The 14,266-nt window shown below is 54.7% G+C and carries 8 protein-coding genes and 1 other RNA gene; all 9 read right to left on the reverse strand.

The genetic code is table 11. From position 1 onward, the window contains the following. Positions 1-136: 136 nt before the first annotated feature. Positions 137-4,117, reverse strand: coding sequence for a DNA-directed RNA polymerase subunit beta'' (locus RHI63_RS02015; protein WP_206200854.1), 3,981 nt, complete (start codon positions 4,115-4,117; stop codon positions 137-139). A 19-nt stretch (positions 4,118-4,136) separates the two neighbouring features. Then, the gene (locus RHI63_RS02020) at positions 4,137-6,005 is read right to left on the reverse strand and encodes a DNA-directed RNA polymerase subunit gamma (RefSeq protein ID WP_302678714.1); all 1,869 of its coding nucleotides are present in this window, start codon (positions 6,003-6,005) and stop codon (positions 4,137-4,139) included. Between the two features lie 76 nt (positions 6,006-6,081). After that, the gene (gene rpoB, locus RHI63_RS02025; protein WP_206200856.1) at positions 6,082-9,408 is read right to left on the reverse strand and encodes a DNA-directed RNA polymerase subunit beta; all 3,327 of its coding nucleotides are present in this window, start codon (positions 9,406-9,408) and stop codon (positions 6,082-6,084) included. Between the two features lie 235 nt (positions 9,409-9,643). Further along, positions 9,644-10,288 carry a Uma2 family endonuclease gene (locus tag RHI63_RS02030; RefSeq protein ID WP_310744743.1) on the reverse strand — a complete coding sequence of 215 codons (645 nt, stop codon included), beginning with the start codon at positions 10,286-10,288 and terminating at the stop codon, positions 9,644-9,646. Between the two features lie 41 nt (positions 10,289-10,329). Further along, on the reverse strand, positions 10,330-11,025 hold the full coding sequence (locus tag RHI63_RS02035) for a DevA family ABC transporter ATP-binding protein (protein WP_206200858.1): 696 nt from the start codon (positions 11,023-11,025) through the stop codon (positions 10,330-10,332). 9 nt (positions 11,026-11,034) lie between these two features. Then, positions 11,035-12,189: an ABC transporter permease DevC gene (gene devC, locus RHI63_RS02040; RefSeq protein WP_302677180.1), complete on the reverse strand. Its 1,155-nt coding sequence runs from the start codon at positions 12,187-12,189 to the stop codon at positions 11,035-11,037. Positions 12,190-12,198: 9 nt separating this feature from the next. Then, positions 12,199-13,362, reverse strand: coding sequence for an ABC exporter membrane fusion protein (locus RHI63_RS02045; RefSeq protein WP_206200860.1), 1,164 nt, complete (start codon positions 13,360-13,362; stop codon positions 12,199-12,201). Between the two features lie 91 nt (positions 13,363-13,453). Further along, positions 13,454-14,053 (reverse strand): pseudouridine synthase, encoded by a 600-nt coding sequence (locus RHI63_RS02050; RefSeq protein WP_206200861.1) that lies wholly within the window; start codon positions 14,051-14,053, stop codon positions 13,454-13,456. A 10-nt stretch (positions 14,054-14,063) separates the two neighbouring features. Then, a non-coding RNA gene (gene ssrS / locus RHI63_RS02055) (6S RNA) lies at positions 14,064-14,250 on the reverse strand. Positions 14,251-14,266: the final 16 nt, after the last annotated feature.

Consider the following 14,266-nt stretch of genomic DNA (forward strand, 5'->3'; position numbering starts at 1 on the left):
CTGCCAAAACGTTCGGCGGTGTTGGGCATGATCTGCGACCTGAGACCAAAAAAAGCTACGGCAAGTGCACCCATCGCTTGCTCCTAGATTAGGTGCTCACCTTTACCGTAGCCTTCTTTAGTCAAGGGAGTTTTAGTTAAAAGGCGTCATCCTCCTCTTCCTCCCCATAGTCATCGTCCTCGTCTAGGAGTTCGTCCTCTTCATCGTCAGCATCACTACTGGCGAATTCAAAATCGCGAGTCCGTCCAGTGATCTTTTCAATCACGTGGGGCGCCGTTTCATCGTCAATGAGGACATCCTCACCGAGGTCAGCAGTCACATTGACCGTCATTGAGGGGGGTTCGGGTTCAGGGCTGATAACGTGGGTTTGACCCAAGCGATCTTCACCCTCTTCCCACTCTTCGTCGCCGTTGCTACTTTCCTCGTAGCTGTTGAAGCCGGTGCCCGCTGGGATGAGACGGCCAATGATGACGTTTTCCTTGAGTCCCCGCAGCCAATCGGACTTGCCTTCAATGGCTGCTTCCGTGAGTACCCGTGTTGTCTCTTGGAAACTGGCGGCTGAAATAAAGCTATCGGTATTCAGCGAAGCCTTGGTAATCCCCAAGAGGACAGGGGTATATTGGGCAGGTGCACCACCGGTGAGTGCCATGGGTTCGTTGGCTTGCTCCGCTTGGCGCAGACTCATGAGTTCCCCAGAGAGAACGATTGTATCGCCGGCATCATCAATCCGTACTTTCGAGGTCATCTGGCGGACGACCACCTCAATGTGTTTATCGGCAATCTCAATCCCTTGGGTGAGATACACCGACTGCACCTCATTGACCAAGAAGGATTGCACCTTCTCAAGGCTAATTTGGGCGGCTTTGAGCAACCCTTGGGGTTTGTAGTACTCAAAGTAAATGGAGAGGATGTCGTGGGGATCCACAGGGCCATCGGTGAGGGGGTCAGCGAGATTGACCTTTTGACCATCCACCACCAAGGGGTTTTGACCCGGCAGGACAGGGTATTCCTGAATCGTGCCATCCTCTTCAATGACTTTGATATCTACGCTGTCATCACTGTTGTAGGTGACTTGACAGGTGCCGGGGCGCACAGCCAGCACGCATTTTTCCTTAGGATGGCGCGCTTCAAGGAGTTCTTCAATCCGAGGTAACCCCTGAATAATGTCCCCCGTTTTCGCCCGCTCAAACACCAACAGGGCGAGGTTATCCCCGCGCTGCACAAGGTCACCGTCCTCAATTTGCAGCACTGCCCCCGGCGAGACAAGGTAGGGACGAGCTAAGCGCAGGATCACGTGCTCATCGGCCACCGCCATGACCGCTGCTGTTTCTGGGGCAGTCACCCCCTTGGCCAGTTCATCGCCGGGACGCACGAGATCGCCAACTTTGACCGTGGGTTTAGCCCCGTTGGTCTCGATCCGCAGGCGATCGCTCTCAGTAACGACCAGAATACGGCGAACCGATTCCCCACTGCGCAAGATCCCCTGCACTTCACCTGCCTGCTTGGCTTTGATGTCCGTGCGGGCAATCACGGCACCGGGGCCAATGTGATCGCCATCCTTGACCAAGAGGGAAGTAAACGTACTGCCTTGGGTTTGATCGGCAGCAATGTCACGGCGAATCACCAAGGATTCCAGAATCACCAGTTGGAGGCGCTGGGCTTCTGGATCCACCTCATCCGTCACAATTTCAATGTCAGCAGCCAGTTGGGGGGCTTCGCTGCCAATTTCAAGGACTAACTGTGTCCGCAGCAGATCAACGCCATCAACGGACTTAACTCGCTCATCGTGTTTGTAGGGCAACCGCTGCACAGCCCGCAGGCGAATGGACTGTCCTGAGCTATCACTGGAGTCTTGGCTGGGTACCGATGGCTCATCAGGCACGCTAAATTCTTGAACGGGGCGCAGCAGAATCGCTGGTCCTTCGGGAGTGTCCTCCAGATAATCCACTTGCGAGAGGGTTTCGACCACAAGGCCGGGGAGTACCTCTTCACCCGGACGCGCCAACACACCATGCTTCAGCCGCGCGGCTTCCGGATCATCCACAAGGTGCAGTTCGCCGGGCTTGATAATAATTTCCCGCAGGATGTCGTTTTTCTGGATGACTTCGACGACACCGCTGTTTTGACAGAAGATGTCCTTGACAACCTCCGTCCCTGCTTCGACGTATTGGTTGTCCTCGACCATGAGCAGCGAGATGTCTTTATTGACCTCATGGGTTTCTTCGGGAATCCACAGGAGCGTCCCCCCCTTGAGGACTTCGTAGCCCTGCTTGGCTTTGCCTTTTTTGGCCACTTCAATGTCGGCATATTTGAGGATACCGCCAGTCGTGGTGTGGTAGCGATCGTCAATGAGTTCGGCCACCACTTGACCATTGGCGACTTTCGTACCGGGGGCAGCTTTCAAGGAGAAGCGCTGACCAGTGGCGGTTTCAATAATGTAATGCTCGCGTCCCTGCTGGGTTTCTTTGAGCACCTTGGCTTTATCGAGCATCACCGAGGCAGTAATAATTTCCACCTCGCGACCGCCTTTGCTGTCCTGTTGCTCAGGGAGACGCACGACACCGCCATGCTCGGTTTTCACCGTGGTTTCTGCCAGCACGGCTCCGGCTTCAATGCGATCGCCATTTTTCACCACTGGCTCCGCACCGGGGGGCAGGTTATAGACTTCCCCAGACAGTACCCAAATCAAGCCACCTTTGGGGGCAATGCGCGTTGTGGTGCCTTGGCGATCGCGCTTCTCCTCTGCTTCGAGGTTGACGAACTTCACTTGACCCGCCAAATCCGAGGCCACATCCTTGGTCACTTTCTCCGTGGACTTGCGGACACTGCGGGAGGCCTGCGCCACTTCCGCCAACAATTGACCCGCTTCAACGGTTTCACCCTCTGCCACTAGCACAATTGACCCTTGGGAGAGGTCAAATTCTTGGCTTTGCTGACCACCTTTGATCACAAGCTTGCCAGCGGTTTCGACAATAAAGGCATCATCCCCGTGACGAGTGCGGTAGGGACGTACCCGTAATTTCTTGCCGTACTCCACCGTGCCAGCAAAGGGAGCGCGTTCTTGGCGAGCCACTTCCCCCGTAAACACCCCACCGGTGTGGAATGTGCGCATGGTCAACTGCGTACCGGGTTCACCAATGGATTGAGCCGCAATAATCCCTACGGCTTCCCCCATATCCACCAGTTGGGCATGGGCAAGGCTCCAGCCGTAGCAGAGACGACACACAGAGCCAGTGGCCTCGCAGGTGAGGGGCGATCGCACCACTACTTCTTCGATACCCGCATCAACAATTTTCTTCGCTAGATCAGCAGAGATGGCTTGATTTTTGGCCACCAGCACTTCGCCCGTTTCCGGATGGCAGACATCATTGAGCACCACTCGACCCAAAAGCCGATCCTCTAGCGCCAGTACCTTATCCCCCACCGTCATACTGCGCAGCGTAATGCCCCGCTCCGTTTCACAATCCTCTTCGCGGATAATCACATCTTGAGAGACATCCACCAAGCGCCGGGTCAGGTAACCGGAGTCCGCCGTCCGCAGTGCTGTATCCACCAGTCCTTTACGCGCACCGTAGGAGGAGATAATGTACTCCGTCACCGTCAGCCCTTCGCGGAAGTTGGTTTTAATCGGCAGGTCAATGATTTCCCCTTGGGGATTGGCCATTAACCCCCGCATTCCCACCAACTGGCGCACCTGCGAGAGGTTCCCCCGTGCCCCCGAGAAGGCCATCATATACACGGAGTTGAGGACATCAGTATTACGGAAGTGCCGCACCACCTCGTTTTTCAGTTCTTCGTTGGTGGTGTTCCAAGTGTCAATCACCTTCTGGAAGCGTTCCACCTCCGTAATTTCACCCCGCGAGTAGCGCTCTTGAGCGGTTTTAATTTCCTTTTCAGCAGCTTCGAGGAGTTCCTGTTTTTTCGGGGGCACGAGCAGGTCATCAACACTGATGGAGACACCGGCGCGGGTGGCATAGCGAAAGCCAAGGTCTTTGACTTTGTCGGCCATTTCCGCTGTGCGGGCGGTGCCAAAGTTACTAAACGACCAAGCAATTAGGTTCCGCAAGCCTTTTTTGTCAATGATGCGGTTAAAGAAAACAGGCTTTTTCTCAGTCATGGTGTTGGGGTCTCCCAAATTAACTGGCTAGGGCTTCTTGAATCGTTTGGTTGTAGATGATGCGACCGGGGGTGGTGCGGATGTATTGGGAAATCAGTTGACCGTTAGCATCCTCCTTGACCCGCCGCAGGGAATACTCCAGTAAACGGGAACCATCTTCATAGGTCGTAATCTGAGGTTCACTGGTATCACCATCGTCCACCTCACCGTCGTAGCGCACCCAGACAAAGGCATGGAGCGGCAAGTGTCCCTGTTCGTAGGCCATGACCACGTCTTGGAAGTTGGCATAGTAGCGATCGCTATAATCTGGCAGCTTCGGATTTTCTGCCGTCAAGTAATAGCAACCCAAAACCATGTCTTGGCTGGGAGTAATAATCGGCTTGCCCGTGGCCGGCGACAGAATATTATTTGAGGCTAGCATCAGCATCCGCGCCTCCGCTTGAGCCTCAATCGAGAGGGGCACGTGCACCGCCATTTGGTCACCGTCAAAGTCCGCGTTGAAGGCAGGACACACCAAGGGGTGCAGTTGAATGGCACGCCCTTCCACCAGAATCGGCTCAAAGGCCTGAATCCCCAAACGGTGGAGGGTCGGCGCCCGGTTGAGCAGCACGGGGTGACCCTCAATCACCTCCTCCAGCACATCCCAAATTTGGGGGTCATTGCGCTGGATCATCCGCTTTGCTGCCTTAATGTTGTTGACAATTTGTTGGCGAATCAAGCGGTGAATCACAAAGGGCTGGAAGAGTTCAATGGCCATTTCCCGAGGCAGGCCGCACTGGTGCATTTGCAGTTTTGGCCCCACCACAATCACCGAACGACCGGAGTAGTCCACCCGTTTCCCCAGCAGGTTTTGGCGGAAGCGACCCTGTTTCCCCTCAATAATGTCGGAAAGGGACTTCAGGGGACGGTTATTGGCGCCCACTACCGTACGACCGCGACGACCATTATCAATCAGGGCATCCACCGCCTCTTGAAGCATGCGCTTCTCATTCCGCACAATAATCTCGGGGGCGAGAATCTCTTGCAGGCGGGCAAGGCGGTTGTTGCGGTTAATGACGCGGCGGTACAGGTCATTAAGGTCAGAGGTGGCAAAACGCCCGCCATCTAACTGCACCATTGGCCGCAGATCCGGTGGAATCACGGGAATGACCGTCAAAACCATCCACTCCGGCTTTGCTCCAGTGGCAATGAAGTTGTCAATGACCCGCAGCCGTTTGATCAGCTTGGCGCGTTTTTGCCCCTTGGAGTTGAGGATTTCCTGCCGCAGTTGGTCGGCCTCCCCTTGCAGATCTAAAGCCTGAAGCAGGCGTTGAATGGCTTCAGCCCCAATACCCACCTCAATACCCTCTAGCTCCGAGTCTTCGCTGTAGATCTCTTCTTCAATTTCCTGCCACTGATCTTCGCTTAGGAGCTGCTTGTAGCTGAGACCGGGGTGATTGCCCGGATCTAGCACTACATAGGAGTTGAAATAGACAATTTGCTCTACATCCCGCAGGGGCATATCCAGCAGGATCGCCATGTAGCTGGGAATCCCCTTCAGATACCAGACATGGGTCACTGGGGCAGCCAACTTAATGTAGCCCATGCGATGGCGGCGCACCCGCGATTCGGTGACTTCAACGCCACAACGTTCGCAGACAATGCCACGATGGCGCACCCGCTTGTATTTACCGCAGTGGCACTCCCAATCCTTAGCAGGACCAAAAATCCGCTCGCAGAAGAGGCCGTCCATCTCCGGCTTGAGGGTGCGATAGTTAATGGTTTCTGGTTTAGTCACCTCGCCCACCACTTGACCGTTGGGGAGCGTGCGCTGCCCCCATTGGATGATGCGCTCCGGTGACGCGAGAGACACTTTTACATAATCAAAGCGTTGCTCGATTCTGGGCATAAACTCACAAATCCTTTGGCGGTGAATGGATCAAGGGGGCGATCGCCCCCAAACAAGCTGACTCAGTTCTAAGTGTTTAGAATGTCGTTGCCCCTTCTTTGTCGTCCGTGTCGTCGAGGGCACTGTAGTCAATTGTGGGTCGTGCCGGGGTACGGCGAGGGCTGACATCCACCATCAAATCCACCTCGGGGTCAGGTTTCATTTCGCCATCGTCATCAAAGCTGGGAATACTGGCCTTGCGCACGGAAATATCCAAGCACAGGGATTGCAGCTCCCGCATCAGCACCTTGAAGGACTCTGGCGTACCCGGTCGGGGAATGGATTGCCCTTTAACAATGGCATTGAGGGCTTCATTGCGTCCTTGCATATCATCGGACTTGACCGTCAGCAACTCTTGGAGAATATAGGCAGCACCATAGGCCTCCAATGCCCACACCTCCATTTCGCCAAAGCGCTGACCCCCTTGCTGGGCTTTACCACCGAGGGGCTGTTGAGTAACCAAAGAGTAAGGCCCTGTGGAGCGGGCGTGGATCTTATCGTCCACCAAGTGCACGAGCTTCAGCATATAGGCCATCCCCACCGTCACTGGCCGGTCAAAGGGTTCACCGGTGCGGCCATCATAGACGACCATTTTGCCCGGATCCTCAGGATTAAAGACCCAATCTTGACCCGTGACTTCTTTGGCCTCTTGTAGCTTGGCATGGACGGTTTCGCGGGATTTTTCCTTGCCGTGCATTTCATCAAAGGGAGTAATTTTGAACCGACGACCAAGGCACTCCCCAGCCCAGCCCAGCAAACACTCATAGACTTGCCCCACATTCATCCGTGAAGGCACCCCCAAGGGATTGAGGACAATATCCACGGGGCGACCATCGGGCAGGAAGGGCATATCCTCCACCGGGAGAATGCGGGAAATAATCCCCTTATTGCCGTGGCGGCCGGCCATTTTGTCCCCTACCTGAATTTTGCGCTTCTGGGCCACATAGACCCGCACCACCATATTGGCACCGGGGGGTAGTTCATCTCCCTGCTCACGGGTAAAGACGCGCACATCGACAACGCGACCTTTTTCACCATTGGGCACCCGCAGGGAGTTATCCCGCACATCCCGCGCCTTTTCACCAAAGATGGCACGCAGAAGTTTTTCTTCGGGGGGCTGATCCGATTCCCCTTTGGGGGTGACTTTACCAACGAGAATATCGCCCGCCTCGACAAAGGCACCGATGCGGATAATGCCGTTTTCATCTAACTGTCGCAAGGCATCCTCGGACACGTTGGGCACTTCGCGGGTAATTTCCTCTGGTCCAAGTTTGGTTTGCCGCGCCTCGATCTCGTACTTCTCAATGTGGATGGAGGTATAGACATCCTCTTGAACTAGCCGCTCGCTGATCAGGATGGCGTCTTCGTAGTTGTAGCCTTCCCAAGGCATATAGGCCACAAGGATGTTTTGGCCAAGGGCTAGTTCGCCCCCCTCAGTGGCGGAGCCATCAGCAATCACTTGTCCTGCCTGCACGCGATCGCCGACAAAGACAATCGGTCGTTGATTCAAGCAAGTATCTTGGTTGGAGCGCTGGTACTTTTGCAGCGTGTAGGTCATCTCAGGGCCGTTATCGGTTTTGACGCGAATTTGATTGGCATCCACATAGGTGACCACACCATTGGTCTGGCTGAGAATCACCATCCCAGAGTCCCGTGCTGCCTGAGCCTCTAGACCTGTACCCACTAAGGGACGGTGCGGTCGCAACAGGGGGACTGCCTGCCGCTGCATGTTGGATCCCATGAGGGCACGGTTGGCGTCATCGTGCTCTAGGAAGGGAATCAGCGAGGTGGCCACAGAGATAATCTGTACTGGCGAAACTGCCACGTAGTCCACCTGATCGGGGGTGGTGGTGGTGAAATCTTGACGATAGCGTACCGGCACCACATCCCCAAGGATGTAGCCGTTTTCATCGGTGGGCACGTCTCCCGGCGCCACCCGCTTATCATCCTCTTCGTCAGCGGTCATGTAGATGGGGGGGCGATCCTTCAGCACCCGACCATTTTCCACTGGATAGAAAGGCGTCTCAATAAAGCCATATTCATTGACGCGGGCATGGGTCGCCAAGGAACCAATCAACCCAGCGTTGGGGCCTTCAGGGGTTTCAATGGGGCAAATGCGACCATAGTGACTCGGGTGAATATCCCGCACCGCAAAGCCCGCCCGTTCACGGGTGAGACCCCCAGGGCCTAGGGCACTCAAGCGCCGTTTATGGGTGAGTTCCGCGAGGGGGTTGGTTTGATCCATGAATTGGGAAAGCTGGCTAGAGCCAAAGAATTCCTTAATGGCCGCCACCAATGGCTTCGGATTCACCAGCGAAGTGGGCGTCAAAGAATCCGTGTCAGACACCGTCATCCGCTCGCGGATAATCCGCTCTAGGCGATTGAGGCCAACGCGCACTTGGTTTTGCAGCAATTCACCCACAGAACGGACGCGGCGGTTGCCCAAGTGGTCAATGTCATCAATCGTGCCCAGATCAAACTCGAGGTTAATTAGATAATCAATGGCCGCAAGAATATCTTCTGGGGTGAGGATGCGTACCGAGTCGGGAATATTCAGCTGCAACTTGCGGTTGAGCTTATAGCGACCCACCCGGCCAAGGTCATAGCGTTTGGGATCAAAGAAGCGCGACTCCAGAAGCTGTTGTCCCCCTGAAACCGTGGGCGGCTCCCCTGGGCGTAGTTTTTTGTACAATTCAATGAGGGCGTCTTCTTCGGAGAATTTGCCTTCTTTTTCAACAGTTTTTTGGTAGTACTCGGGGTGACGCAGCCGCTCTAGAATTTCGCTATCGGTTAACCCCAAGGCCTTGAGGAGAACATGGGCTGAAAGCTTGCGGGTTTTGTCAATGCGCACCCACAGCAAATCATTCTTGTCGGTTTCAAACTTCAGCCAAGCCCCTCGGTTAGGAATCAGGCTGGCATTGTAGGTACGGCGACCATTTTTGTCGGTTTCTGATTTGTAGTAAACACCAGGACTGCGGACAATCTGGTTGACAATGACGCGCTCTGCACCATTGATAATAAACGTGCCGCGATCGGTCATCAGGGGCAGATCGCCGATGAACACATCTTGGTCAATGATATTGCCGTTTTCTTTGTTAATGAGGCGAGTCGGGACATACATTTGCATTGAGTAGGTAGCATCCCGCCGCTTGGCCTCATCGACGCTATACTTCGGCTCCTTGAGTCGGTAGTCCTTGGCCAAAAAGTGCAACTCAATTTTGCCGGTATAATCAGTAATGGGGGAGAAACTCTCTAGCTCTTCAATGAGTCCTTCTTCCAGAAACCATCGGAAGCTGGCCCGCTGAATCTCGACAAGGTCTGGCAAGGTAAAAGCGGGTGGCGTGTAAATCTGATTACTAGCCATGTATATCCTCTAGAGGGTATCGCTAAAACGCGGATCTTGCATCTTAAATGAAGAGGCGTTGCCCTGTCAAGCACACCAAAAACTCCGCTTACGGCAAACACTGCCGCCGGAGACCTCTGGCAAGATGAAGCTGTTGGAAACGAGAAGAGTTGACAAGTGCCACTGCCGCGCTTGCAAGCCGCTACCTATGACCATAGCACAGAGTTCTTACAGTTAAGCGACAGTTCACTAATAGTTATGGGGTTTGCTGCAACTTCAATCCTGTGTGCAGGGTTTCCAAAACAAGCGTTAAATGACCGTCTCTCAGGGCTGGCCAGTGTAGCCACAATCCAGAGAAGTGCCCACTGCGAAAAATGCCGTGGTCATCGGGCGCTTGACGGCGGTAGCTTGTTCCTTCCCTGAGATACCAGTGAAAATCCTGCTCCGGTACCACCCAGACCAAGTATTCCTGAACCCCACAGCGACAATAAACCTCTAGTTTGTCGTGGAGATCGTAGGCGGCACTGCTACTGGCAATTTCGACAATGAGTTCAGGCGCCCCTTCAAGATAATCATCCTCGCTGATACAGGAGGTGCCATTGACAAGGCGCAGCAGGGCATCGGGTTGCACCACTGTTTGGGCATCTAAGCGGACGGTGGCATTATCGAGCACCATGACGTTGGCTGTTGCCACTTCAAAGGCCATCAACCAGCCCATGACGAGACTGTGGGGACGGCTGTGGGAATTCACCCGCACAGGGGAGGCCACGTACACGACTCCGTTAATGAGTTCAGCTTTTTTAATATGGGGACATTGGGCATATAGGCGCTCAAAGGCCTCGCGACTGAGGCGATCGCCACTCTCCAACATTGGCACTGTCCCCTGCGGAGCTGCAAACATGATCAGCGGATTTGCCCTGCACTGCTTGCCTCTATTCTAGGCTAGGCGGAAAGGCCAATTGTGGTTTCTGAGAGGCGGCCATCTTCCATGTGAATAATGCGATCGGCGACATCAAGAATACGGTTATCGTGGGTCACAATTAAAATGGTGCAGCCCTGTTCGCGGGCAAGGGTACGCATAATTTCCACCACATCGCGACCGGATTTTTTATCGAGGGCAGCCGTCGGTTCATCGGCAAGGACAATTTTGGGATGTCCCACGAGAGCGCGGGCAATCGCCACCCGTTGCTTTTGCCCCCCCGAAAGTTCATGGGGATAGTAGTCAAGGCGCTCTCCAAGGCCAACGGCACAGAGCATGGCTTCCACCCGCTCTCGAACTTCCTGTGGACTGAGGTGGGGTTGCAAATCCAGCGCCATTTGCACATTTTGGCGAGCCGTCAAGGCATGGAGCAGATTGTGTCCTTGGAAGATGTAGCCCGTTTGCCGCCGAATTTGAATCTGCTGCTCTTTTGTGGCATTGCGTAGCTCCTGACCCAGAACCCGCAGACTGCCCTCTTGTGCCGATCGCAAGGCACCGATCAGGGTTAACAGTGTGGTTTTCCCTGACCCCGAAGGCCCCGTCATGATCACAATTTCACCCGCCTCAATGCGAGCGCAGAGATCAAAGAGAATTTGCTTGCGCAGTTGCCCCTGACCAAAGTAGTGATTGAGGCCTTGAATGTGGATCACTGGCTCCATAACACTCTCCTAGAAAATATCGGCAGGATCAGCCGCTTGGATCCGCCGCATGGCGATCGCTCCCGAAAGGGTACACATTAAGACCGTGAGGGTAAAGACCAAACTGGCGCGCTCTACGGTCATCCACACTGGCAGTGACGTGGCTCTGGCAATCAGGATGTAGAGTAAAAATGACACGATAAAGCCTGGAACATAGCCCATACAGGAGAGAATCAAGGACTCCTGCATGACCACGCCATAGAAGAAGATATCGCGGTAGCCCATGGCCTTGAGGGTGGCATACTCCGCCAAGTGATCCGTGACATCGGTGTAGAGAATTTGATAGACAATCACGGAGCCAACGATAAATCCCATCAGGGCACCAAGGGAGAAAATAAAGCCAATGGAGGTACTCTTTTCCCAATAACTGCGCTCAAACTCAGCAAACTCCTCACGGGTCATCACCAGTACATCATTGCCGAGGGAAGCATTCATCCGCCGTGCCAATGCTTTCGTATTCACCCCCGGCTGCACCCGTACTAAACCCACATCGATCAGCCCCGGATGACGTTCGGGGAAAAGGCGCAAAAAGTTCAAATCACTCGTGAGCAAATTACCATCGGCACCAAAGTTGGCTCCCATGCGAAACAAGCCTGCCACGGTGATTTTGCGGCCAGAGACTTCGGTCGTGACCTCTTCCCCCTGGCGGTATAGCTCAGGAATCGGGCCAAACTCAGCGCGGGATTGGGCATCAAAAAGAACATGGTCCGCTAGCTTAATCGCATCTTGCCAGTGGGGGGTATCGGATACGGAAATGGACACCGCCAGCGGATCGACGCCAATCACCATCAGTTGGCGAGTACTTTTGTTAATGGGATTGCGCCAGAGACCAAAACTCAGGTAGAGGGGAGAAACCGACTCGACCCCTTCAAAGCCCGCTGCTTGGTAGAGTCGCCGCCGCGGGAAGCTGCGCATGGCAATCAGCGCCGTCGATTGGGGACTAATGAGGACAATATCGGTGTTTAAGCTCTCGTGGAAGCGCACTGCCGCCTTAAAGAGGGCATCGCGAAAGCCAAACTGCATCAGCATCAGCACCACTGCAAAGGCAATGCCCGCGATCGCCACCAAGAGCCGAATGCGCTCTCGAATCAGTTGTAGCCAAGCTAAGGGAATTGCAAAAATCATCCTTGAACCTCAGCGCGGATCAATGGCAATTTCCACTTGCATATTGGTTAGACCCGCCACCGGCTCACTGTTGTCAAGGCGAATTTTCACTTCCACAACCCGCGCATCGGTTTTTGCGGCTGGATCCGTATCAGTCACGTCATTCTTGGCCACCACCAAACCCACTTGCGCCACGCGGCCGGTAATGGGGGCCTTCAAGGCACGACTGCGAATTTCCGCGGGCTGACCCACCCGCACACGGGGAACATCGGTTTCATAGACTTCAGCAACGGCATACATTTGATCGGTGTTGCCCAGTTCGAGAATCCCGCGTTCATTGATGGTTTCGCCGGCTCTGGTGTGAATCCGCAGCACCCGACCATTGCGGGGGGCGCGAATAATGGTGCGCTCAAGGCGGGCTTCCGCCAGTTGCAGATTCCGTTCCGCTGAGAGGAGCTGCACTTGGGTTTGTACCCGTCCCAGATTGGCTTGGGCGGCTTCGATCTGAGCAGTGGCGGTGGCAAGTTCCGTACGCCGTTCCTCCTGTAGGCGAACAAGGTTGGCTTGGGCGTTGCGTAATTCTTCCTGTAAGCTCCGGACGCGGACCGTGCGATCGTCGAGATCCTGTTGCGACACTGCCCCATTGGCAAAAAGTTGGGCAAAACGCTGATATTCGCGGTTGGCGGTCTCGAGTTCCGCTTGAATGCGTTGAATCGTAGCCTGCTGGGCTTGAATGGCAGCAATGGCCGGTTCATTGGCGCGATCGCGCCGCCGCTCGGCTTCGGCAATTTGAGCAAGGGCGAGGCGGGTTTCGGCCTCATAGCGCAAGCGGGCTTCCTGCAACTGACTGACCGCCAAATCGCGTTCGGCTTTGCGCTCCGGATAGGTATCTAAATAGGCAAGGGGTTGACCGGCCACCACGCGATCGCCCTCGCGCACTAACAACTGCCCTAGCCGTTCGGTCATTGAGGGAGCACTGACGGCCACAACTTCCCCTTCGGGTTCCAATCGACCCAAGGCGGTAATGCGATCGCTCATGGGATTAGCAAGGGCTGCCTGAATTGTCTGTTCTTCATTGACCCGTTGACGTTGCTGCCAATAGTTCAAACTGAATGCCAAGCTGCCTAATCCGATGGCGATCGCCCCCCCGATCAGCCATGGACGACCAACTTTGCTGAGAAACGGCTGTCCCATGGGACGACCTCGTGAATGCAGTGCAGTCAAAAATAACAAGTGTTACCTCATCTTAATATAGACGCCCTCGGTTATTAAGGAATGCTAAGTGCTAAGCAAGTCGAGGCGGTCGCCGACCACAGGCTTGCCAAAGGGCTTGCCGTTCTTGGGGCAGAACCTCGCGCCATTCTCCGGGGGCAAGGCCACTCAATTGCAGATTGGCGATCGCCACGCGTACCAAGCGCAGCGTGGGTAACCCTACCGCAGCCGTCATGCGGCGGACTTGGCGATTGCGACCTTCCCGCAACGTTAGACTTAGCCAGTGGGTAGGAATAGAACGACGATAACGAATGGGTGGTTCCCTAGGTGGTAAAGGGGGTTCCTGTGCCAGTACCTGGACAACCGCAGGTCGCGTGCGACAGCCTTGGATGACAACGCCTTCGGCCAACTGCGTCAGAGCTGCGGGGTTGGGTTCACCTTCTACCTGTACCCAGTAGGTACGCGGATGGCCATAGCGCGGATCCGTCAAGCGGTGCTGCAACCAACCATCGTTGGTGAGAAGAACCAGCCCCTCGCTGTCATAGTCCAATCGCCCTGCGGGATAAACATCGGGAATGGGAACATAATTCTTGAGGGTCGATCGCCCCTCTTGATCCTGAAACTGACAAAGCACCCGATAGGGCTTGTACAGGAGAATGTAGCGATGGTTCATGGTTAGGAAAAGTCTAACCGCGACGCCGTTTTACCTCAGTTTATGACCTAGTAAAGCCTAGGGGGGAATGCTAACCGTAGACTTAGAAGTTTCTGGCTCAATGGCCAGTCTACTGCCGCCCACAGTGTTGATTCCCAAATGTTTTGCAATTGTAGATCACAAAACAATATTGGCAGTCACCAACGTCGCAGCCAAACTAGAGCTAGTATAGCA

It is taken from the genome of Thermosynechococcus sp. GLH187, assembly GCF_031583395.1.
Taxonomy (GTDB): domain Bacteria; phylum Cyanobacteriota; class Cyanobacteriia; order Thermosynechococcales; family Thermosynechococcaceae; genus Thermosynechococcus.

Bases quoted from the DNA above. Each gene is read 5' to 3' on its own strand.
- RHI63_RS02015 (WP_206200854.1), bottom strand. From the start codon at position 4,117: ATGACTGAGAAAAAGCCTGTTTTCTTTAACCGCATCATTGACAAAAAA.
- RHI63_RS02020 (WP_302678714.1), bottom strand. From the start codon at position 6,005: ATGCCCAGAATCGAGCAACGCTTTGATTATGTAAAAGTGTCTCTCGCG.
- rpoB (WP_206200856.1), bottom strand. From the start codon at position 9,408: ATGGCTAGTAATCAGATTTACACGCCACCCGCTTTTACCTTGCCAGAC.
- RHI63_RS02030 (WP_310744743.1), bottom strand. From the start codon at position 10,288: ATGTTTGCAGCTCCGCAGGGGACAGTGCCAATGTTGGAGAGTGGCGAT.
- RHI63_RS02035 (WP_206200858.1), bottom strand. From the start codon at position 11,025: ATGGAGCCAGTGATCCACATTCAAGGCCTCAATCACTACTTTGGTCAG.
- devC (WP_302677180.1), bottom strand. From the start codon at position 12,189: ATGATTTTTGCAATTCCCTTAGCTTGGCTACAACTGATTCGAGAGCGC.
- RHI63_RS02045 (WP_206200860.1), bottom strand. From the start codon at position 13,362: ATGGGACAGCCGTTTCTCAGCAAAGTTGGTCGTCCATGGCTGATCGGG.
- RHI63_RS02050 (WP_206200861.1), bottom strand. From the start codon at position 14,053: ATGAACCATCGCTACATTCTCCTGTACAAGCCCTATCGGGTGCTTTGT.